The sequence below is a fragment of the Streptomyces sp. NPDC027962 genome (assembly GCF_055566095.1).
The window spans coordinates 62,844-82,360 of sequence record NZ_JBVHTA010000025.1; the positions used below are offsets into that span (position 1 = coordinate 62,844).

General features: G+C 70.9%; 20 protein-coding genes. 15 read left to right on the plus strand and 5 right to left on the minus strand.

Features of this window, described 5'->3' with window-relative positions:
- Nucleotides 1–19: 19 nt before the first annotated feature.
- Together ACZ4SA_RS22965 and ACZ4SA_RS22970 are read right to left on the minus strand one after the other, a co-directional pair.
- Nucleotides 20–1,162 carry an NADH-quinone oxidoreductase subunit D gene (locus tag ACZ4SA_RS22965; protein ID WP_468277496.1) on the minus strand — a complete coding sequence of 381 codons (1,143 nt, stop codon included), beginning with the start codon at nucleotides 1,160–1,162 and terminating at the stop codon, nucleotides 20–22.
- Nucleotides 1,159–2,217 carry an SAM-dependent methyltransferase gene (locus tag ACZ4SA_RS22970; RefSeq protein ID WP_468277499.1) on the minus strand — a complete coding sequence of 353 codons (1,059 nt, stop codon included), beginning with the start codon at nucleotides 2,215–2,217 and terminating at the stop codon, nucleotides 1,159–1,161. Before ACZ4SA_RS22970 ends, ACZ4SA_RS22965 begins: the two co-directional genes overlap by 4 nt.
- A gap of 96 nt (nucleotides 2,218–2,313) precedes the next feature.
- On the opposite strand from ACZ4SA_RS22970, the gene ACZ4SA_RS22975 reads away from it, so the two are divergent.
- The 3 genes from ACZ4SA_RS22975 to ACZ4SA_RS22985 are packed head-to-tail and all read left to right on the plus strand — an operon-like array spanning nucleotide 2,314 to nucleotide 4,840.
- Nucleotides 2,314–3,513 (plus strand): sensor histidine kinase, encoded by a 1,200-nt coding sequence (locus ACZ4SA_RS22975; RefSeq protein ID WP_468277500.1) that lies wholly within the window; start codon nucleotides 2,314–2,316, stop codon nucleotides 3,511–3,513.
- Between the two features lie 39 nt (nucleotides 3,514–3,552).
- The gene (locus tag ACZ4SA_RS22980) at nucleotides 3,553–4,227 is read left to right on the plus strand and encodes a response regulator transcription factor (protein ID WP_468277502.1); all 675 of its coding nucleotides are present in this window, start codon (nucleotides 3,553–3,555) and stop codon (nucleotides 4,225–4,227) included.
- A gap of 7 nt (nucleotides 4,228–4,234) precedes the next feature.
- Nucleotides 4,235–4,840, plus strand: coding sequence for an AAA family ATPase (locus tag ACZ4SA_RS22985; protein ID WP_468277503.1), 606 nt, complete (start codon nucleotides 4,235–4,237; stop codon nucleotides 4,838–4,840).
- Between the two features lie 54 nt (nucleotides 4,841–4,894).
- On the opposite strand, the gene ACZ4SA_RS22990 is transcribed toward ACZ4SA_RS22985, so the two are convergent.
- Nucleotides 4,895–6,007, minus strand: a complete 1,113-nt coding sequence (locus ACZ4SA_RS22990) for a DUF5937 family protein (RefSeq protein WP_468277598.1) — start codon at nucleotides 6,005–6,007, stop codon at nucleotides 4,895–4,897.
- Nucleotides 6,008–6,112: 105 nt separating this feature from the next.
- On the opposite strand from ACZ4SA_RS22990, the gene ACZ4SA_RS22995 reads away from it, so the two are divergent.
- Nucleotides 6,113–6,298 (plus strand): hypothetical protein, encoded by a 186-nt coding sequence (locus tag ACZ4SA_RS22995; RefSeq protein ID WP_468277505.1) that lies wholly within the window; start codon nucleotides 6,113–6,115, stop codon nucleotides 6,296–6,298.
- 275 nt (nucleotides 6,299–6,573) lie between these two features.
- Here ACZ4SA_RS22995 and ACZ4SA_RS23000 read toward each other — a convergent pair whose 3' ends face one another.
- Nucleotides 6,574–7,746 carry a threonine aldolase family protein gene (locus ACZ4SA_RS23000; RefSeq protein ID WP_468277507.1) on the minus strand — a complete coding sequence of 391 codons (1,173 nt, stop codon included), beginning with the start codon at nucleotides 7,744–7,746 and terminating at the stop codon, nucleotides 6,574–6,576.
- 117 nt (nucleotides 7,747–7,863) lie between these two features.
- Here ACZ4SA_RS23000 and ACZ4SA_RS23005 point away from each other — a divergent pair, with 117 nt between their 5' ends.
- From ACZ4SA_RS23005 to ACZ4SA_RS23050, 10 genes are all read left to right on the plus strand, one after another.
- The gene (locus ACZ4SA_RS23005) at nucleotides 7,864–8,784 is read left to right on the plus strand and encodes a Rossmann-like and DUF2520 domain-containing protein (protein ID WP_468277509.1); all 921 of its coding nucleotides are present in this window, start codon (nucleotides 7,864–7,866) and stop codon (nucleotides 8,782–8,784) included.
- Nucleotides 8,781–9,842: a pantoate--beta-alanine ligase gene (gene panC, locus ACZ4SA_RS23010; protein ID WP_468277511.1), complete on the plus strand. Its 1,062-nt coding sequence runs from the start codon at nucleotides 8,781–8,783 to the stop codon at nucleotides 9,840–9,842. Before ACZ4SA_RS23005 ends, panC begins: the two co-directional genes overlap by 4 nt.
- Nucleotides 9,839–11,551 carry an L-aspartate oxidase gene (locus ACZ4SA_RS23015; RefSeq protein ID WP_468277513.1) on the plus strand — a complete coding sequence of 571 codons (1,713 nt, stop codon included), beginning with the start codon at nucleotides 9,839–9,841 and terminating at the stop codon, nucleotides 11,549–11,551. The genes panC and ACZ4SA_RS23015 overlap by 4 nt, the downstream gene beginning before the upstream one ends.
- A 2-nt stretch (nucleotides 11,552–11,553) precedes the next feature.
- A complete protein-coding gene (nadC, locus tag ACZ4SA_RS23020; protein ID WP_468277514.1) occupies nucleotides 11,554–12,561 on the plus strand; it encodes a carboxylating nicotinate-nucleotide diphosphorylase in 1,008 nt (335 codons plus the stop codon).
- Nucleotides 12,561–13,358 (plus strand): type III pantothenate kinase, encoded by a 798-nt coding sequence (locus ACZ4SA_RS23025; RefSeq protein ID WP_468277516.1) that lies wholly within the window; start codon nucleotides 12,561–12,563, stop codon nucleotides 13,356–13,358. The genes nadC and ACZ4SA_RS23025 overlap by 1 nt, the downstream gene beginning before the upstream one ends.
- A 190-nt stretch (nucleotides 13,359–13,548) precedes the next feature.
- Nucleotides 13,549–14,142: a hypothetical protein gene (locus tag ACZ4SA_RS23030; RefSeq protein ID WP_468277601.1), complete on the plus strand. Its 594-nt coding sequence runs from the start codon at nucleotides 13,549–13,551 to the stop codon at nucleotides 14,140–14,142.
- A 14-nt stretch (nucleotides 14,143–14,156) separates the two neighbouring features.
- Nucleotides 14,157–14,330: a hypothetical protein gene (locus tag ACZ4SA_RS23035; protein ID WP_468277518.1), complete on the plus strand. Its 174-nt coding sequence runs from the start codon at nucleotides 14,157–14,159 to the stop codon at nucleotides 14,328–14,330.
- Between the two features lie 125 nt (nucleotides 14,331–14,455).
- Nucleotides 14,456–14,851: a BlaI/MecI/CopY family transcriptional regulator gene (locus ACZ4SA_RS23040; RefSeq protein ID WP_468277521.1), complete on the plus strand. Its 396-nt coding sequence runs from the start codon at nucleotides 14,456–14,458 to the stop codon at nucleotides 14,849–14,851.
- 9 nt (nucleotides 14,852–14,860) lie between these two features.
- Entirely contained in the window at nucleotides 14,861–15,388 is a 528-nt protein-coding gene (locus ACZ4SA_RS23045; protein WP_468277523.1) for an amino-acid N-acetyltransferase, read from the plus strand.
- A gap of 158 nt (nucleotides 15,389–15,546) precedes the next feature.
- Nucleotides 15,547–15,882 (plus strand): histone-like nucleoid-structuring protein Lsr2, encoded by a 336-nt coding sequence (locus tag ACZ4SA_RS23050; protein WP_468277525.1) that lies wholly within the window; start codon nucleotides 15,547–15,549, stop codon nucleotides 15,880–15,882.
- On the opposite strand, the gene ACZ4SA_RS23055 is transcribed toward ACZ4SA_RS23050, so the two are convergent.
- Complete coding sequence (locus tag ACZ4SA_RS23055; protein ID WP_468277528.1) at nucleotides 15,861–16,430, minus strand: SCO3374 family protein; 570 nt, start codon at nucleotides 16,428–16,430, stop codon at nucleotides 15,861–15,863. The genes ACZ4SA_RS23050 and ACZ4SA_RS23055 overlap by 22 nt on opposite strands.
- A 447-nt stretch (nucleotides 16,431–16,877) precedes the next feature.
- Here ACZ4SA_RS23055 and ACZ4SA_RS23060 point away from each other — a divergent pair, with 447 nt between their 5' ends.
- On the plus strand, nucleotides 16,878–19,403 hold the full coding sequence (locus tag ACZ4SA_RS23060) for an ATP-dependent Clp protease ATP-binding subunit (RefSeq protein ID WP_468277530.1): 2,526 nt from the start codon (nucleotides 16,878–16,880) through the stop codon (nucleotides 19,401–19,403).
- The last annotated feature ends 114 nt before the right edge of the window (nucleotides 19,404–19,517 follow it).

Consider the following 19,517-nt stretch of genomic DNA (forward strand, 5'->3'; position numbering starts at 1 on the left):
GAGCTCGACCGCTCGGCGGTCACTTGTCGATGTCGCCGACGACGAAGAACAGTGATCCCAGGATCGCGACCATGTCGGAGACCAGCGTCCCCGGCAGCAGCACGGCGAGCGCCTGGATGTTGTTGTACGAGGCCGAGCGCAGCTTGAGCCGGTACGGGGTCTTGTCGCCCTTGGAGACCAAGTAGTAGCCGTTGAGGCCGAGCGGGTTCTCGGTCCACGCGTAGGTGTGGCCTTCCGGCGCCTTGAGGACCTTCGGCAGCCGCTGGTTGATCGGCCCCGGCGGCAGCTCCGCGATCCGGTCCAGGCAGGCGTCCGCCAGGTCCAGCGCGTTGTGCGTCTGCTCCAGGAGTACCTCGAAGCGGGCCAGGCAGTCGCCGTCCTGGCGGGTGACCACCTTCAGGGTGTCCTGCAGCTCGGCGTAGGCCAGGTACGGCTCGTCGCGGCGCAGGTCGAAGTCGACACCGGAGGCTCTGGCGATGGGTCCGCTCACTCCGTAGGCGTGGACCGACTCCGCCGAGAGCGCACCGACGCCACGGGTCCGGCCGCGGAAGATCTCGTTGCCGAGGACCAGCCGGTCGTACACGTCCATCCGCGAGCGCACGTCGGCGACCGTGTGCCGGGCCCGGCCGAGCCAGCCGGCGGGGAGGTCCTCCTTGAGGCCGCCGACCCGGTTGAACATGTAGTGCATCCGGCCGCCGGAGATCTCCTCCATCACCGCCTGCAGCTCTTCGCGTTCCCGGAAGGCGTGGAAGACGGGGGTGATACCGCCCAGTTCCAGGGGATAGGAGCCGAGGAACATCAGGTGGTTGAGCACCCGGTTGAGCTCGGCCAGGAGCGTACGGCACCAGACCGCGCGCTCCGGGACCTCCATGCCGAGCATCCGCTCGACGGCCATGACGACACCGAGCTCGTTGGAGAACGCGGAGAGCCAGTCGTGCCGGTTCGCCAGGACCACGATCTGCCGGTAGTCGCGCGCCTCGAAGAGCTTCTCCGCGCCGCGGTGCATGTAGCCGATGACCGGCTCGGCGTGCTGGATCCGCTCACCGTCCAGTACGAGGCGCAGACGGAGGACGCCGTGCGTGGAAGGGTGCTGCGGCCCGATGTTGAGCACCATGTCGGTGCTTTCCGCCGCGCCCCCGATGCCGACCGTCGTCTCCGTCATGCTGCACAGTCTCTCAGAGGCGGTCCCACCCGCTGTAGGAGCCAGGTGAAGTCGCCCAGGCCGCCTCTGGCGGTCAGCTCCGCCGCCTCTCCGGCCCGGGACAGGGCACGGACGTACCCGGCGGGGTCCGAGGACGCCATCGCGAGCGGCGGCCGCTCGGAAACCACCCCGAGCCGCCGCAGCGCCTCCCGCTGCGGGACGAGTTCGACGCCGTTCGTGGGACGCCGGGCCGCCGCCGACCCGGCCGCCGCCGCCCCCGAGGCTGCGGGCCCGACAGCCGCCCCCGCAGCTGCCGCCGCGACGGCGTCCAGCGCCACATGGGCCGTGATGTCGCAGCTTCCGTCCGGGACCGGGCGTACCTCGCGTCCTTCGCGAAAGCCCGTCAGTGTCCCGAAGGGCGGCCGTGCCTCCCGCGAGTGCGCGTAGTCCACGGCGACCGCCAGCCCTGCCTCCAGTCCGCCCGCCGCCGCTGCCCACGCCTCGTCCCGGGGGCGGCCGATCTCCGCTCGCGTCCCCGGTTCCGTCAGCGGCCACCAGCGGGCGAGCCACTCGGCGTCCGCCCCCGTGACCTCCTCGCCGAGGCGCTCCTCGCCGTCCTCGCGCACCAGCACACGGCGGACGACACCGTCCGCGTCCATCTCCGCGAGGTCGACGGGCACGTTGTCGAGCCACTCGTTCGCGAACAGCAACCCGCTCACACCCCGCGGTGCCTCGGCGGCCCAGGCGATGCGCGCGTCGAGCCCGGCGGGCCGGTCCGCGCGCTCGACGGCGTGGGCGCGGACCGGGAAACCGGGCGGCAGCGCGGCGAGCACGGCCGTCAGCAGCTCGCCGCGGCCCGCCCCCATGTCGATCAGGGCCGCCTCCTCGAGCCCCAGCGACTCGGCCGTGGTGACCAGGAGCCGGGCGACGGCGGCGGCGAACAGGGGCGACGCGTGGACCGACGTACGGAAGTGCGCTGCCGGGCCCTCGGGCCGGAGATAGAAGCCCCCAGGCCCGTAAAGGGCGGTCCCGGCCGCGGCGCGCCACCCCCGCCATTCACCGTTGTCATCCGTCACGGTCACAAGTCTCCACCTTCCGGAGTAGGCCTCCGCCCGCCGGATCGCCCCTCCGGTTGACCCATGCACCTATCCGGCTTCCCTACTCTGGGTTACGTGCAGCGCCTCTATGACTTCCTCCGCAGACACCCCACGGGCGTCGACGCCTTCTGGGCTGTCATGCTCCTCGGGTTCGCCTCGATGTGGGTGACCCAGGTGCCGGGAGGGCCCGGATCGGCGATCGCGGCCTCGGTCATCGTGCTGGTGCTGTGTCTGGTGGTCGCGCTGCGCCGCCGCATGCCGGAAAAGATGCTCGTCGTCGCCGCCCTGGCGGGTGTCGCGCAGCTCGTGCTCGACATCGACGTGAATCCGGCCGACTTCGCCATGATGGTCATCATCTACACGGTCGCCTCGACCGGCGGTCCGCGATGGGCGTCCAGGCTCGCGCTGATCGGCGGGCTGTCCGCGGCGTCGCTGGCCCAGATCCGCTGGCCGGAGGAGTCGACGAGCACCCTCGGAAGGATCTTCATCACCGTCATCATGAGCCTGCCGTTCGCCCTGGCGTGGGTGCTCGGCGACTCGATACGCACCCGGCGCGCCTACTTCGACCAGCTCGAGGAGCGCGCCACTCGTCTGGAGAAGGAACGTGAGGCGCAGGCCAAGGTCGCGGTCGCGGCCGAGCGCGCCAGGATCGCCCGTGAACTCCATGACGTCGTCGCCCACAACGTGTCGGTCATGGTGGTGCAGGCCGACGGCGCCGCCTATGTGCTGGACGCCGCGCCCGACCAGGCCAAGCAGGCGCTGGAGACCATCTCGAGCACTGGCCGCCAGGCCCTCGCCGAGATGCGCCGGCTGCTCGGAGTGCTGCGCACGGGCGACGGGCCGGAGAGCGGAGAGTACGTCCCCCAGCCCGACGTGAAGCAGATCGAGGATCTGGTCGAGAACGTGCGGGGCGCGGGCCTGACCGTGGACTTCAAGATCGAGGGAACGCCGCGGCCGTTGCCCAGCGGCGTCGAGCTCACCGCGTACCGCATTGTGCAGGAAGCGCTCACCAACACCCGTAAGCACGGCGGCCCGGAGGCCGGGGCGAGTGTGCGGCTCGTCTACTTCGACGACGGGCTGGGGCTGCTCGTCGAGGACGACGGCCGCGGTTCGTCGCACGAACTGTACGAGGACGGCGGTGCGGACGGCCGTGGCCACGGTCTCATCGGGATGCGCGAACGTGTCGGTATGGTCGGCGGCACGCTGGACGCCGGACCGCGGCCGGGCGGAGGCTTCCGCGTCAGCGCGCTGCTGCCACTCAAGCCCGCCCACTAGAGCCACCAGAGCCACTACAGAATCAGGGACGGAACAGACATGTCCATCCGCGTGATGCTCGTCGACGACCAGGTGCTGCTGCGCACCGGCTTCCGCATGGTGCTCGCCGCCCAGCCGGACATGGAGGTCGTCGCGGAGGCAGGAGACGGCGCGGAGGCCATTGAGGTCCTGCGTGCCACGGCGGTGGACGTCGTCCTGATGGACGTACGTATGCCGAGGCTCGACGGAGTGGAGGCGACGCGGCGCATCTGCGCGGAGCCGGGCGCGCCCAAGGTGCTGATCCTCACCACCTTCGACCTGGACGAGTACGCCTTCTCCGGGCTCAAGGCCGGCGCCAGCGGCTTCATGCTCAAGGACGTGCCGCCCGGTGAGCTGCTCGGCGCGATCCGCGCCGTGCACAGCGGTGACGCGGTCGTGGCGCCGTCGACGACGCGGCGGCTGCTGGACCGTTTCGCGCCGATGCTGCCGACTTCGGGTCCCGAGCCCCGCCAGAAGGAGCTGGACAGGCTGACGGGACGCGAGCGCGAAGTGATGCTGCTTGTCGCCCAGGGCCTGTCCAACGGCGAGATCGCGGGCCGGCTGGTGCTCTCCGAGGCCACCGTGAAGACGCACGTGGGCCGCATCCTCACCAAGCTGGGGCTGCGCGACCGTGTGCAGGTGGTGGTGCTCGCCTACGAGACGGGGCTGGTCCGGGCCGGCGGCGGGACGGCCTGATCCGCCGGTGCTGCTGTGGATCAACGGACCGTTCGGGGGCGGGAAGACACAGACAGCGTACGAGATCCGGCGACGGCTGCCGGGCAGCGTCGTCTGCGACCCCGAGCATGTCGGCTTCGGGCTGCACCGGATGACTCCGCCACCGCTCCGCGGCGACTTCCAGGACCTGGCCTCGTGGCGGCAGGGAGTGTACGAGGTTCTTGACCTGGCGCTGCGCAGGCACGAGGGCACGGTGATCGCGCCCATGACGCTCGTCGAACCCGCGTACTTCGACGAGATCGTGGGCCGATTGCGGGACGACGCCGACCACGAGGTCCACCACTTCGCGCTGCTCGCCGAACGGGAGACCGTGCTGCGGCGGCTGAGCGAGCGGGGGCTCGTCCGAGGTCTGAAGCACGAGAGCTTCGCCGTGCAGAAGCTGGATCACTGCCTCGAACGGCTGCGCGGCCCGCTTTTCGCCGAGCACATCCACACCGACCGGGCAAGTGTGCCCGAGGTGGCGGACATGATTGCCGCATCGGCCGGACTGCGTCTGGCGACGAACACGGACGGCCCGCTGCAGCACCGGCTCCGGAAGGCGTGGACGGGCGTCAAGCACATCCGGTTCGACTAGGGTCTTCCGTTTGCATCAGGCCGGATTGATCAGGCCGGATCAGGTCCGCCGGGCCTACCGCAGCACAGTCTCCAGGAAGTCGCTCCCCAATCGGGCGACCACTGTCACGTCCAGCTGATGGAGCACGTAACGGCCGCGCCGCCGGGTCGTGATCAGCTTCGCCTTCTTCAGTACGGACAGATGGCGGGACACCTCCGGGGCGGTGATGCCGAGGGAGTCGGCCAGTTCGCTCGTCGTGTACGCGGCGCGGCCGAGGTTGCGGCACAGCCGCATGCGCAGCGGGTGGGCGAGCGCGTCCATGCGCAGCGTCAGCAGTTCGACGGAGGCCGCGCCCGGCAGCTCGGGCGCGCCGATCGGGTACTGGATCACCGGCTGCCAGCCCGGCGCGTGCAGCACCATCAGATGCGGCCAGCCGAAGCTGGTGGGCACCAGGGTGAGACCGGCGCCCACCACGGGGTCGGTGGCGGTCGTCCGCCCGTCCGCGAGCTTGTCGGCGCTGATCCTGGTGCCGCCCTCGTCGAGGGTGAGCGCGGGGGAGACGGCGTGCAGTGCCTCCGTCAGGCCTTTGCGGCGCAGGAGCTCGGTCTTGTGTCGGGCGTCGGCGGCGAGCTGGGGGGAGACGCGTCGCCAGGTGTCGGCGAAGAAGGCGTCCTCGCAGTCCTCGAACAGCCGCCGCAGCCAGGCCCGTACGGAAGCGGGGTCGGTGAGCAGCCTTCGGGTGAAGTCCAGTTGGCGGGGTCCCCGGTTGGCGGCCAGCTCGAGCGCGTGCGCGCGGCGGGCGGGGTCGACGAGAGGTGAGGGCGCACCGGTCGAGTAGGTGCTGGCGCAGGTGAACTCCAACGCCGACGAGACGAACCGCTCGTCGTCGAGCCGGTCGAGGAGGTCGAGTTCCGCGGCGAGATGCGCGCCGATGCGTCCGTGGTGCGTCGGCAGCCCGGCGAACGGCATGAAGATGTCGGAGAACGTCGACCGCCACAGGAAGTCGGCCTCGTGCAGCCGGTCGGCGAGGTCGGGCTTGAGCCCGGCGGCCGTCGCCGTCGCCCAGCCGTGCAGCCCCGGATGGTGCCCGGGCTCGGAGAGCGCATGCAGGGCAACGCCCAGCTCGGCGAGGGGCGATATGTCGAAGACGATGCGCTCGGGGGGCAGCCCCGTGATGTCGATGGTCACGCTCACGCCCTCCATGATGCGGGTGCCGCGACCAGGTACGTCGTCGTTTGACGTGGCTCGTCAATCGACGCGACGCGGGGTGCGGGGCGGGCGGAGCGTGGGGGCATGAACGCGATGCAGCAGCACATGGTCGACGTCTACCGGGCCGCCCGGAGGGGCGACGAGCCGCCGCCCCGCCCCGGCGACCACGACGTCCGGACGATCCGCGAGGCCTGTACCTACCTCCGCTTCCGCGCGGTGCTGGCAGGCCGCCGCGTCCGCGCCTCGGCCCGCGTCCGGGGCGCCTGCTGACGGCCGGGCGGCGTGGCCCACCTCTCGAACTCGGCGGTCGGGCGGCGGCGTGGCTCCTCGCCCGGGCTCGGCCCGGGTCCGGGGCCTGCTGACGGCCGGGCGGTGTGGCCCACCTCTCGGGCTCGGACCGCGTCCGGGCAGTCTCCTGGCTGCCGACGCCGTGTCCGCGCCTCGGCCCGCGTCCGGGCGGCCTGCCGGCCGCCCGGCGGCGTGGCCCGCACGCCCGGCGCAGCCGCAGGCCGCGCCCGGCCCTGGGCGGCGCGGCCTCTGCAGCGTCAGCGACCTGTGGCCGCGCCCAGCCCCACGCGGCGTACGAACTCCGACACCGCCGCCGCCACGTCCTCGGCCGTCCACTCCAGGCCCTCGGAGGCGACCGTCACCTCCGTGACGGATACGCCCGGAGGGCAGCCTTCCGCGAACCAGCGGCGGAAGAGCGTCACCCGCGTCTCCTCCGACTGCGACAGGGCTGCCGCGTTCAGCACGTCCTCGTCGTACGGCAGCCAGACCTGGAACTGGTGTGTGTACGGGACGGGCGGGTTGATGCGGAACCAGGGGACGGCGGCATCACGGAAAGCGTCCGTGAGCGCCGCCGCGACCACCTTCGCGTGGGCCACGTACGACGGCAGCCGCGGCAGCTCCCGCTCGAGTCCCAGCAGCGCCGACAGCGCGGCCGGGTACTGCTGGAACAGCTGCCCCCCGTAGCGGTGCCGCCACGCGCGTGCCTCGTCGATCAGCGACGGCGGGCCGGCGAGAGCCGCGCCCGACATGCCGTCCAGGGACTTGTAGAAGGACACGTACACGCTGTCCGCCAGTGACGCGATCTCGTCGAGCGGCCTGCCGAAGTGCGGGGCGCACTCCCACAGGCGTGCGCCGTCGAAGTGCACCACCGCATCACGTTCCCGCGCCGCGTCGACGACCGCCACCAGCTCGTCCCAGGGTGGGAGCACGAAGCCGGCGTCCCTGAGCGGCAGTTCGAGCATCAGCACACCGAACGGCTCGTCGCAGTCGTGTACCTCGTCGGCGGTGGGCAGCCGCGGCTCGGTCGTGGGATGGATCGTGCGCAGTCCGCTCACCACGGAGAAGGCCGAGCGTTCGTGCACCTCCGGGTGCGCCTGCGGGTGGAGCGCGATCGTCGTGTTCCCCGTGCGGCCCGCCCAGCAGCGCAGCGCCGCCTGCTGGGCCATCGTGCCGGTGGGGAAGAACGCAGCGGCCGGGAAGCCGAGCAGCGCGGCCGTGCGCCGTTCCAGCTCTTCGACGACCCCGCTGCCGTAGACGTCCGTCCAGTCGTCGAGGTCGTACACGTCGCCCGCGTGGGCGGCGAGCGCCGCGAGACGTTCCGCGATGCGCCGGTCCGCGGAGCCCCGGGCGAGCACACGGTCAGAAGCGCGCCACGCGGTGAGCCTCCGCTTCCTCTGCTCCTGCTCGTTCGTTTCACTCGTGTCGGTCACGGTCCGATCATCACCCACAGCCTGTGGACAACTGCGGGGGTGCCGGAAACGCTGGCGTAGCATCGTGACGAGAAATCGTCCGGTACCCCTGCGGACTGGAACGGAAGGCACCGTCGCGTGAATCCCACAGCAGCACAGGAACCGCTCGACCCGCGGGACCGCCCCGCCCGGCTCACCGTCGGTGTGGTAGGAGCGGGCAGGGTGGGACCCGCCCTGGCCGCGTCCTTGCAGCTCGCCGGACACCGGCCGGTCGCCGTGTCCGGGGTGTCCGACGCCTCCCGGCGTCGCGCCGCAGCGCTGCTGCCGGACGTGCCGCTGGTGCCGCCCGCCGACGTGCTCGCGCGCGCGGAACTGGTGCTGCTGACCGTCCCGGACGACGCGCTTCCCGGCCTGGTCGACGGCCTTGTCGAGACCGGCGCCGTACGGCCGGGGCAGCTGCTGGTGCACACCTCGGGCCGCTTCGGCACCAAGGTCCTCGAACCCGCCCTGCGGGCCGGGGCGCTGCCTCTCGCTCTGCATCCCGCGATGACCTTCACGGGGACCGCAGTGGACGTGCAGCGGCTGGCCGGCTGCTCGTTCGGTGTGACGGCGCCCGAGGAGCTGCGGCTGGCGGCGGAGGCGCTGGTCATTGAGATGGGCGGCGAGCCCGAGTGGATCGAGGAGCAGAACCGCCCGCTCTACCATGCAGCACTCGCCCTCGGGGCGAACCACCTCGTCACCTTGGTCGCCCAGTCGATGGATCTGTTGCGCACCGCGGGCGTCGCCGCCCCCGACAGGATGCTCGGCCCCCTCCTCGGCGCTGCCCTGGACAACGCCCTGCGGTCCGGCGACGCCGCCCTGACCGGGCCCGTCGCCCGCGGCGACGCCGGCACGGTCGCGGCGCACGTCGCCGAGCTGCGCAAGCACGCGCCTGCCGCTGTCTCCGGCTATCTCGCGATGGCCCGTACGACCGCCGACCGCGCCCTCGCGCACGGCTTGCTCAAACCGGAGCTCGCGGAGGATCTGCTTGGCGTCCTGGCCGAGGGGGACCTGCGATGAGCCGCGCCTTCGAACTGGTACCGACGCGCGCGGCCCTGGAACGCGTGGTCGGGCGCTTCGCCGGCCAGGGCCGTACCGCCGTCGTCATGACCATGGGCGCCCTCCACGACGGACACGCCGCCCTGATCCGGGCCGCCCGCGAACAGGTCGGCAGCGAGGGCTTCGTCATCGTCACCGTCTTCGTCAACCCGCTGCAGTTCGGCGCGGGCGAGGACCTCGACCGCTATCCGCGCACTCTCGACGCCGATCTCGTAACGGCCGAAGAGGCGGGCGCGGACGTGGTTTTCGCCCCGCCGATCGACGAGGTCTACCCCGGCGGGGCGCCGCAGGTCCGCGTCACCGCGGGACCCATGGGCGAGCGCCTCGAAGGCCGTTCGCGCCCCGGCCACTTCGACGGCATGCTCACCGTCGTCGCCAAGATGCTGCACCTCACCCGCCCCGACGTAGCGCTGTTCGGGCAGAAGGACGCCCAGCAACTCGCCCTCATCCGCCGGATGGTCCGGGACCTCAACTTCCCGGTCGAGGTCGTGGGCGTGCCCACCGTGCGGGAGGAGGACGGCCTGGCCCTGTCCAGCCGCAACCGCTACCTGGCCGCGCCGGAGCGCGAGACCGCGCTCGCCCTGTCCCGTGCCCTGTTCGCGGCCCGGGACCGGCTCGCCGCCCAGCAGGCCCTGCACGCCAGGGCGGAAGCCGTACCCGCGGCGCCCGCCCGTGCCGCGGCCCTCTCCGCGCTCGGCGAGGCCCGCGCGGCGGCCGACGCACACGCCGTCGCCCAGGCCTGGCCGCCCATCGGCGCCGACGCAGTCCGCGCGGCGGCACGGGCGGTCCTGGACGAGGCCGTGCAGGCGAACCCGCCGCTCGACCTGGACTATGTGGCGCTCATCGACCCGGCCACCTTCGACGAGGTCGCCGACGATCACACCGGCGACGCGGTCCTGGCCGTCGCCGCGAAGGTCGGCACCACCCGCCTCATCGACAACATCCCCCTGAACTTCGGGACGGCGAATCCCCGGACCGGGAGTTCCGGGACCGCCCTGACCAACGGAGCCTCCAAGTGACCGGAATACGGCTGACCGCCCCCGCCCCCGGCTGGGCCATCGAGGCAGACGTCGTCGTGGTCGGCTCCGGTGTCGCCGGCCTCACCGCCGCGCTGCGCTGCGCCGCGGAAGGCCTGAACACGGTCGTCGTCACCAAGGCCCGCCTCGACGACGGCTCCACCCGCTGGGCGCAGGGCGGTATCGCCGCGGCCCTCGGCGACGGCGACACTCCCGGGCAGCACCTGGACGACACCCTGGTCGCCGGCGCGGGTCTGTGCGATGAGGAGGCCGTGCACACCCTGGTCACCGAGGGGCCCGACGCCGTCCGCCGACTGATCGCCACGGGCGCGCTCTTCGACACCGACCCGTCCTCCGGCGAGATCGAACTGACCCGCGAGGGCGGCCACCACCGGCGCCGTATCGCGCACGCGGGCGGCGACGCGACCGGTGCGGAGATCTCCCGCGCGCTCGTCGAAGCGGTCCGCGGCAAGGGCCTTCGCACCATCGAGAACGCCTTGGTCCTCGACCTGCTCACCGACGTGGAGGGCCGCACGGCGGGCATCACCCTGCACGTCATGGGCGAGGGCCAGCACGACGGCGTCGGCGCGGTCCACGCCCCCACGGTGGTGCTGGCCACCGGCGGCATGGGCCAGATCTTCTCCGCGACCACCAACCCGGCGGTCTCCACCGGCGACGGCGTGGCGCTCGCGCTGCGCGCCGGGGCGGAGGTCTCCGACATCGAGTTCGTGCAGTTCCACCCGACCGTGCTGTTCCTCGGAGCGGACAGCGAGGGCCAGCAGCCGCTGGTCTCCGAGGCGGTACGGGGGGAGGGCGCCCATCTCGTCGACGGCGACGGGGTCCGCTTCATGGTCGGCCAGCACGAACTGGCCGAGCTCGCCCCGCGCGACATCGTCGCCAAGGGCATCATGCGGCGCATGCAGGAACAGGGCGCAGCCCATATGTTCCTGGACGCCCGCCACTTCGGCGCGCAGATGTGGGAGCAGCGCTTCCCCACGATCCTCGCCGCCTGCCGGGCCCACGGCTTCGACCCGGTGACGGAGCCGATTCCGGTCGCACCGGCAGCCCACTACGCCTCCGGTGGCGTCCGCACCGACCTGCACGGCCGCACCACGGTTCCCGGCCTGTACGCCTGCGGCGAGGTCGCCTGCACCGGCGTCCACGGCGCGAACCGGCTCGCGTCCAACTCCCTGCTCGAGGGCCTCGTCTTCGCGGAGCGCATCGCCGCCGACATCGCCTCCCGGCGGCCGTGGCCGGCCGTCGAACCCGCCCCGCCCGAGGCGCCGTCCCTGCTGCCGCTCATCGCCCCGGAGGCACGGGCGGAGATCCAGCGGATCATGTCGCACGGCGCGGGTGTGCTGCGCTCCGCCGAGTCGCTCGCCGCGGCGGCCGCCGCGCTCGAGGACGTGTACCTGCACGCCGAGCAGGACCGCGAAGGATCCGGAAAGACGGCGGAGCCCGGCGTCGAGTCGTGGGAGACCTCCAACCTGCTGTGCGTGGCACGGGTGCTGACCGCGGCCGCGCTGGAGCGCGGCGAGACCCGCGGCTGCCACTGGCGCGAGGACCGCCCGGAGCGCGACGACACCGACTGGCGCCGCCACCTCGTCGTACGGGTCGCGTCCGACCGCCGGCTCGTCGTCCGGCGCACCAAGGGAACCGCCTTCCCGCACACCGATACCTTGTCCGTCCCCGACGCCCCCAGGGAGCCGTAACCGTGAGCACGCCCGATGAACGTCCGAGCCCCGTGGACGTACCGCTGATCCAGATCGGTGCCCCGGTCGCCGGCGGCGGCTGCGGAGACGACTGCGGCTGCGGCGAAGAGGTGTACGAGTGCGGTCTCGACCCCGCCCTCGCCACGCTCCTCGCGGAAGCCGGTCTCGACCCCGTCCAGGTCGAGGACATCGCACACCTGGCCATCGAGGAGGACCTCGACGGCGGCGTCGACGTCACCAGCGCGGCGACCGTCCCGCAGGACGCCGTCGCGACCGGCGACTTCACCGCCCGCGAGGCGGGCACGGTCGCGGGCCTGCGGGTCGCGGAGGCGATCCTGTCGATCGTCTGCACGACCGAGTTCGAGGTCGAGCGGCACGTCGAGGACGGTGACCGCGTCGAGGCCGGCCAGAAGCTGCTCTCCGTCACCGCGGGCACCCGCGACCTGCTCACCGGCGAGCGCAGCGCGCTGAACATCCTCTGCCGCCTCTCGGGCATCGCGACGGCCACGCGCGCCTGGGCCGACGTCCTCGAGGGCACCAAGGCCAAGGTCCGCGACACCCGCAAGACCACGCCGGGCCTGCGCGCCCTGGAGAAGTACGCGGTGCGCTGCGGCGGCGGCGTCAACCACCGCATGTCGCTGTCCGACGCGGCACTGGTCAAGGACAACCACGTGATCGCCGCCGGGGGCGTCGCGGAGGCCTTCAAGGCCGTGCGGGACCGCTTCCCCGACCTCCCGATCGAGGTCGAGGTGGACACCCTCGACCAGGTCCGCGAGGTCCTCGACGTCGGCGCCGACCTGATCCTGCTGGACAACTTCACCCCCGCACAGACCGCGGAGGCCGTCGCGCTCGTCGCGGGCCGCGCGGTGCTGGAGTCCTCCGGGCGCCTCGCGCTCGACAACGCGCGCGCGTACGCGGAGACCGGCGTCGACTACCTCGCGGTCGGCGCGCTGACACACTCCTCCCCGATTCTCGACATCGGCCTGGACCTCCGCGAGGTCGAGAGCTGATGCTGCTCACCATCGACGTCGGCAACACCCACACCGTTCTGGGGCTCTTCGACGGCGAGGAGATCGTCGAGCACTGGCGCATCTCCACGGACTCCCGTCGCACCGCGGACGAGCTCGCCGTGCTGCTGCAGGGCCTGATGGGCATGCACCCGCTGCTCGGCGACGAACTCGGCGACGGTATCGAGGGCATCGCGATCTGCTCCACGGTCCCCTCCGTGCTGCACGAGCTGCGCGAGGTCACCCGCCGCTACTACGGCGACGTCCCGGCCGTTCTCGTCGAGCCCGGCATCAAGACCGGCGTGCCGGTCCTCACGGACAACCCCAAGGAGGTCGGCGCGGACCGCATCATCAACGCGGCGGCGGCGGTCGATCTGTACGGCGGCCCGGCGATCGTCGTCGACTTCGGTACGGCGACGACGTTCGACGCGGTCAGCGCGGGCGGGGAGTACGTGGGCGGTGTGATCGCCCCCGGTATCGAGATCTCCGTCGACGCGCTTGGCGTCAAGGGCGCCATGCTGCGCAAGATCGAGGTCGTCCGCCCGCGGAGCGTCATCGGCAAGAACACCGTGGAGGCGATGCAGTCCGGCATCGTGTACGGCTTCGCCGGCCAGGTGGAGGGCGTCGTCCAGCGCATGAAGCGCGAGCTCGCGGAGGACCCGGACGAGGTGACCGTGATCGCGACGGGCGGTCTGGCGCCGATGGTCCTGGGCGAGGCTGCGGCGATCGACGAGCACGAGCCGTGGCTGACTCTGATCGGTCTTCGCCTGGTCTACGAACGCAACGTCTCCCGCCTCTGACGCCCGGGGACGCAGTGCACCGGTCGCGCCGCCCCGCGCGACCGGGCCCGCGGGCCGCCCCTCGGCAGGGCCGTGGTCCCGGCGCCTCCCGATACAGCGACACGCGCCCCCTTTTGTGACGCTAAGCGGATTTTGTCCAATTAGGACGTATCGTCGGGGCATGCCCACGCCATACGGATCACGTGGCGGCATGGCGTTCGGTGCGGACGAGCTGCGTGTGCTCCGACGCGCCCTCGCCGTCGCCCTTCACCCCGTCCCCCTGGCCGACCAGGATGTCCAGGAGTGTCTGCGCCTGGCCGACGCCGTCGACGAGGCGGTTCGCGAGGCAGGCCGGCTGCGTGCGTTCCTCCGAGCCGACCTCGCCCGCTACCGCGACGCCCTGCCCGGTACGGCCATCGGCTACCTGGAACGCCTCCAGGACGCCCTGGCCGCCGGCTACGACCCCCGCCCCGACGATCTCGCCGCGCTGCGCTCCCTGCGCGGCAACCAGGCCGCCGCGGCCGTGCTGCGCCGCTGCCAGGAGCTGGCCGGGCGGTCGGTGCGCAGCCGGCTGGCAGGCCGGGCCGTCACCGTGCCGGCGCCGGCCACGTACGCCGGCCCACGCCGCGCCCGGCTTCTCGCCCTCCCCGGTGGCCGCGCCGCCGACGAGCCGAAGCCCAAGCCGCAGCCCAAGCCGCAGCCCAAGCCGCCCGCGCCGGACGACCGCCCGGTGCCCAAGCCGTCGGAGGTCTTCCCGCCACGCCGGAAGCCCGTGCCCCCGCCGGAGCAGTGGGCCGTTGGGTAGCTACTCTGGTCGCCATGGACTACGTATCCGCGCTCGTGCCCCCCGTGGTGATGGCGGCCTTCTTCATCGGCCTGGTCGTGACGATCGTCAAGAGCCAGGGCGGCCCGAACAAGGCCAAGGAGGACGCCGCCGTGGACGCGGCGCTGGCCCGCACGGAGTCCGGCCCGCGGGCCGGGCGCGACGACTGACGCAGCCGGCCGGTACGACAGCGCGGAAGACGTGACGCGGAGGACGTACGGCGGAATCACCGCCGTACGTCCTTTTTGTTACGTCAGTAGTCGGTTCATCACCGATCTCCCACTATGGTGGCGATGTGCCCCGCCAATTGGGAGAGCTCGAAGACGCCGTCATGACACGGATCTGGCAATGGAACCGGCCGGTGACGGTCAGAGAAGTGCTGGAAGACCTCCAGCAGGAACGGTCCATCGCCTACACCACGGTCATGACGGTAATGGACAATCTCCATCAGAAGGGCTGGGTCCGCAGGGAAGTCGAGGGCCGTGCCTATCGATATACGGCGGTCTCCACTCGCGCCGCCTACTCGGCCGCACTGATGAACGAAGCGTGGTCGAAGAGCGACAACCCCGCGGCTGCCCTTGTCGCCTTCTTCGGCATGATGTCCCCCGAGCAGCGTGAGGCGCTGCGAGCCGCTGTGCGCCTGGTTCAGGGCGGCGAGGCCGCCGAGGGTCCGGGAGCCTCGGAGCGATAGCGTCAGGCCATGCCTTATGCCGCAGCAAATGCCTTCACGGTCCGGCGTGCGAGGACCGGCGATGTGCCGGACGTCCGCCGACTCGTGGACCCGTACGTCGGCGAAGGCATCCTGCTCGACAAAGCGACGGTGACGCTTTACGAAGCCATCCAGGAGTTCTGGGTCGCGGAACGCGACGAGGACGGCCTGGTGGTCGGGTGCGGTGCGCTCCACGTCATGTGGGAGGACCTCGCGGAAGTGCGCACTCTTGCGGTGGACCCCGCCTTCACGGGGCATGGCGTCGGTCATCAGGTTCTCGAGAAGCTGGTGGCCACGGCGCGCAGGCTGGGAGTGCGCCGGGTTTTCTGTCTCACCTTCGAAGTCGACTTCTTCGGTAAGCACGGCTTCGTCGAGATCGGTGAGACGCAGACGCCTGTGGACACCGACGTCTACGCAGAGCTCCTGCGTTCCTATGACGAAGGTGTCGCGGAGTTCCTGGGGCTCGAACGAGTGAAGCCGAACACCCTGGGCAACAGCCGGATGCTTCTGCACCTCTGACCGCCACAAGGCGGATCGCCACAAGCATCGGATCCCTATGTCCGAATCGCGCACGTTTCCCGTGTTCTCGCGCTTCTGAACCTCTGCCAAGGGTTTGTGTTTTTCAGGGAAAAGCGGTTTCCTTTCCGCGTACTGCATTTTCGATGAAAGGAAATCCGGTGGCACAGAAGGTTCAGGTCCTTCTTGTCGACGACCTCGACGGCGGCGAGGCGGACGAGACGGTGACGTTCGCACTGGACGGCAAGACCTACGAGATCGACCTCACCACCGCCAATGCGGACAAGCTCCGCACCCTGCTCGAGCCGTACGCGAAGAGCGGCCGGCGTACCGGTGGCCGTGCCGCGACCGGTCGCGGCAAGGGCCGCGCGGCCACTGGCGGTAACAAGGACACCGCCGAAATCCGCGCCTGGGCGAAGGCGAACGGCTTTGAGGTCAACGACCGCGGTCGCGTTCCCGCGACGGTTCGTGAGGCCTACGAGAAGGCCAACGGCTGAGTTTCCGTCCGTCGCGCATTCGGGCGGCCTGCCGTATGCAGCAGTCGGACGCGGTGGCACTCCGTCGCCACCGTGTCCACGAGCCGTGCGAGATCGGGGGCATCCCCACTGTCCCCGAGGCCGGGGAGAGCCGGTAGCTGGGCCTCGCGCCCCGGTACGGGGGGACGCAGCCATACGGCGGCCTCCACGGAGCCGGGACACCCGGGCGGCGGCGGGGCGGTCAGCCGTCCGCCCGCGCCGGTGGCGGTCAGGTCGAGTTCGACCCCGCGCCATTCCAGCCAGTCCAGGAGTCCGGGCAGCTCCTCGGCGCTCCCCGCGGCCGCCAGAAGCTGCATCCTGCGCCCTGTGAGCGCCACAGGACCGGTACGGGCCACGCGGCTCAGCACCGCGGCTCCGGCCTCCGCGGGCACATCGAGTACGTCGAAATGCAGCCCTGTCGCCAGTTGTACGGGGCTGTCGTCCGTGGCCATCCAGCCGAGCTCGCTGCGGTACCACTGCGCTGCGTCGCCCTCGAAGGGTGTGCGGGGGGACGGGACGGTGAGGGCCATGTCCCCGGGAACGCCGAATGAGGCCGGTGGGTTACGCCCGCCTGTCACACAGGGTGCATCATCCATGCCCCTCCGTGGCGAAACGAGGGGCGTAACGGCGCGGTCGGGTGGCGCAAGGTTGTTCGCCCGTAGCTGAGGGAGGGGGTGCGCGCCGCATGGACTGTCGGTGTCGGCGGGTAAGACATTCCTAGTGGGGGAGGGGCGACACGCTCGCAGGTCAGTCTCACGTTCGCCATCGGCGTAGTGGCGGAGAGGGTAACTGCCTGGCCTGCGGGAACATCGTCTCGCACCATCGGGTTGGAGCAGTTGTCGGCGTTCAGGGGTCAGGAGGCCACAGACGGGTGTCGGCAGTTGGAATGAGCGGTCCCCGCTTGCGGGACTAAGCTGCGGAAGGACAGGGAGGGGACCGACCCCTTACTGCCTGACCGCTCTGAGGAGCGATTAACGATGTTCGAGAGGTTCACCGACCGCGCGCGGCGGGTTGTCGTCCTGGCTCAGGAAGAAGCCCGGATGCTCAACCACAACTACATCGGCACCGAGCACATCCTCCTGGGCCTTATCCACGAGGGTGAGGGTGTCGCCGCTAAGGCCCTGGAGAGCCTCGGGATTTCGCTCGAGGCGGTCCGCCAGCAGGTGGAGGAGATCATCGGTCAGGGCCAGCAGGCTCCGTCCGGCCACATCCCCTTCACGCCCCGTGCCAAGAAGGTTCTGGAGCTTTCGCTCCGCGAGGCTCTTCAGCTGGGCCACAACTACATCGGCACCGAGCACATCCTGCTCGGCCTGATCCGCGAGGGCGAGGGCGTCGCGGCCCAGGTCCTCGTGAAGCTGGGCGCCGATCTCAACCGGGTGCGGCAGCAGGTCATCCAGCTGCTCTCCGGATACCAGGGCAAGGAAGCCGCCACGGCAGGCGGCCCGGCCGAGGGCACGCCCTCGACCTCCCTCGTCCTCGACCAGTTCGGCCGGAATCTCACCCAGGCCGCTCGTGAGTCCAAGCTCGACCCGGTCATCGGGCGCGAGAAGGAAATCGAGCGGGTCATGCAGGTGCTGTCCCGCCGTACCAAGAACAACCCGGTCCTCATCGGCGAGCCCGGCGTCGGAAAGACGGCGGTCGTGGAGGGCCTGGCGCAGGCCATCGTCAAGGGCGAGGTGCCCGAAACCCTCAAGGACAAGCACCTCTACACCCTCGACCTGGGCGCGCTGGTCGCCGGCTCCCGCTACCGCGGTGATTTCGAGGAGCGCCTGAAGAAGGTCCTCAAGGAGATCCGCACCCGCGGCGACATCATCCTGTTCATCGACGAGCTCCACACCCTGGTGGGTGCGGGCGCCGCCGAGGGCGCGATCGACGCGGCGAGCATCCTCAAGCCGATGCTGGCGCGAGGCGAGCTGCAGACCATCGGCGCCACCACGCTCGACGAGTACCGCAAGCACCTGGAGAAGGACGCCGCCCTCGAGCGCCGCTTCCAGCCCATCCAGGTCGCGGAGCCGTCGCTGCCGCACACCATCGAGATCCTCAAGGGTCTCCGTGACCGTTACGAGGCCCACCACAGGGTCTCCATCACGGACGAGGCGCTGGTCCAGGCCGCCACCCTGGCCGACCGGTACATCTCGGACCGCTTCCTGCCGGACAAGGCGATCGACCTGATCGACGAGGCCGGCTCCCGGATGCGTATCCGCCGGATGACCGCGCCGCCGGACCTGCGCGAGTTCGACGAGAAGATCGCCGGTGTCCGCCGCGACAAGGAGTCCGCGATCGACTCCCAGGACTTCGAGAAGGCAGCTTCGCTCCGCGACAAGGAGAAGCAGCTGCTGGCGGCGAAGGCCAAGCGGGAGAAGGAGTGGAAGGCCGGCGACATGGACGTCGTGGCCGAGGTCGACGGCGAGCTGATCGCCGAGGTCCTCGCGACCGCCACCGGCATCCCGGTCTTCAAGCTGACCGAGGAGGAGTCCTCGCGTCTGCTGCGCATGGAGGACGAGCTCCACAAGCGCGTCATCGGGCAGAAGGACGCCATCAAGGCCCTCTCGCAGGCAATCCGCCGTACGCGAGCCGGTCTGAAGGACCCGAAGCGCCCCGGTGGCTCGTTCATCTTCGCCGGCCCGTCCGGTGTCGGTAAGACCGAGCTCTCCAAGACGCTCGCCGAATTCCTCTTCGGCGACGAGGACGCGCTGATCTCCCTCGACATGTCGGAGTTCAGCGAGAAGCACACGGTTTCCCGTCTCTTCGGTTCGCCCCCCGGATACGTGGGCTACGAAGAGGGCGGCCAGCTCACCGAGAAGGTGCGCCGGAAGCCGTTCTCCGTCGTCCTCTTCGACGAGGTCGAGAAGGCCCACCCCGATATCTTCAATTCCCTTCTGCAGATCCTGGAGGACGGTCGTCTGACCGACTCCCAGGGCCGCGTCGTGGACTTCAAGAACACGGTCATCATCATGACGACCAACCTCGGGACCCGGGACATCTCCAAGGGCTTCAACCTGGGCTTTGCCGCCCAGGGCGACGTCAAGTCGAACTACGAACGGATGAAGGCCAAGGTCAACGAAGAGCTCAAGCAGCACTTCCGGCCCGAGTTCCTCAACCGTGTCGATGACACGGTGGTGTTCCACCAGCTCACCGAGGAAGACATCATCCAGATCGTCGACCTGATGATCGCCAAGGTGGACGAGCGCCTGAAGGACCGTGACATGGGCATCGAGCTCAGCCCCACGGCCAAGTCGCTCCTCGCCAAGAAGGGCTACGACCCGGTCCTGGGCGCCCGGCCGCTGCGCCGGACGATCCAGCGCGAGATCGAGGACATCCTGTCGGAGAAGATCCTCTTCGGCGAGCTGCGCCCCGGTCACATCGTGGTCGTGGACACCGAGGGCGAGGGTGAGGAGAAGAAGTTCACCTTCCGCGGCGAGGAGAAGTCGGCTCTGCCGGACGTCCCGCCGATCGAGCAGGCGGCCGGTGGCACCGGTCCGAACCTCTCGAAGGACGCGTAACGGCCCTGCGGGCCGGATGACGTGACGGGCCCGGGGGGGGGGGGGGGGGGGGGGGGGGGGGGGGGGGGATAGGTGGTGGGTTTGGGTTGGGGGCGGGCCCCCGCCAATGAAAGC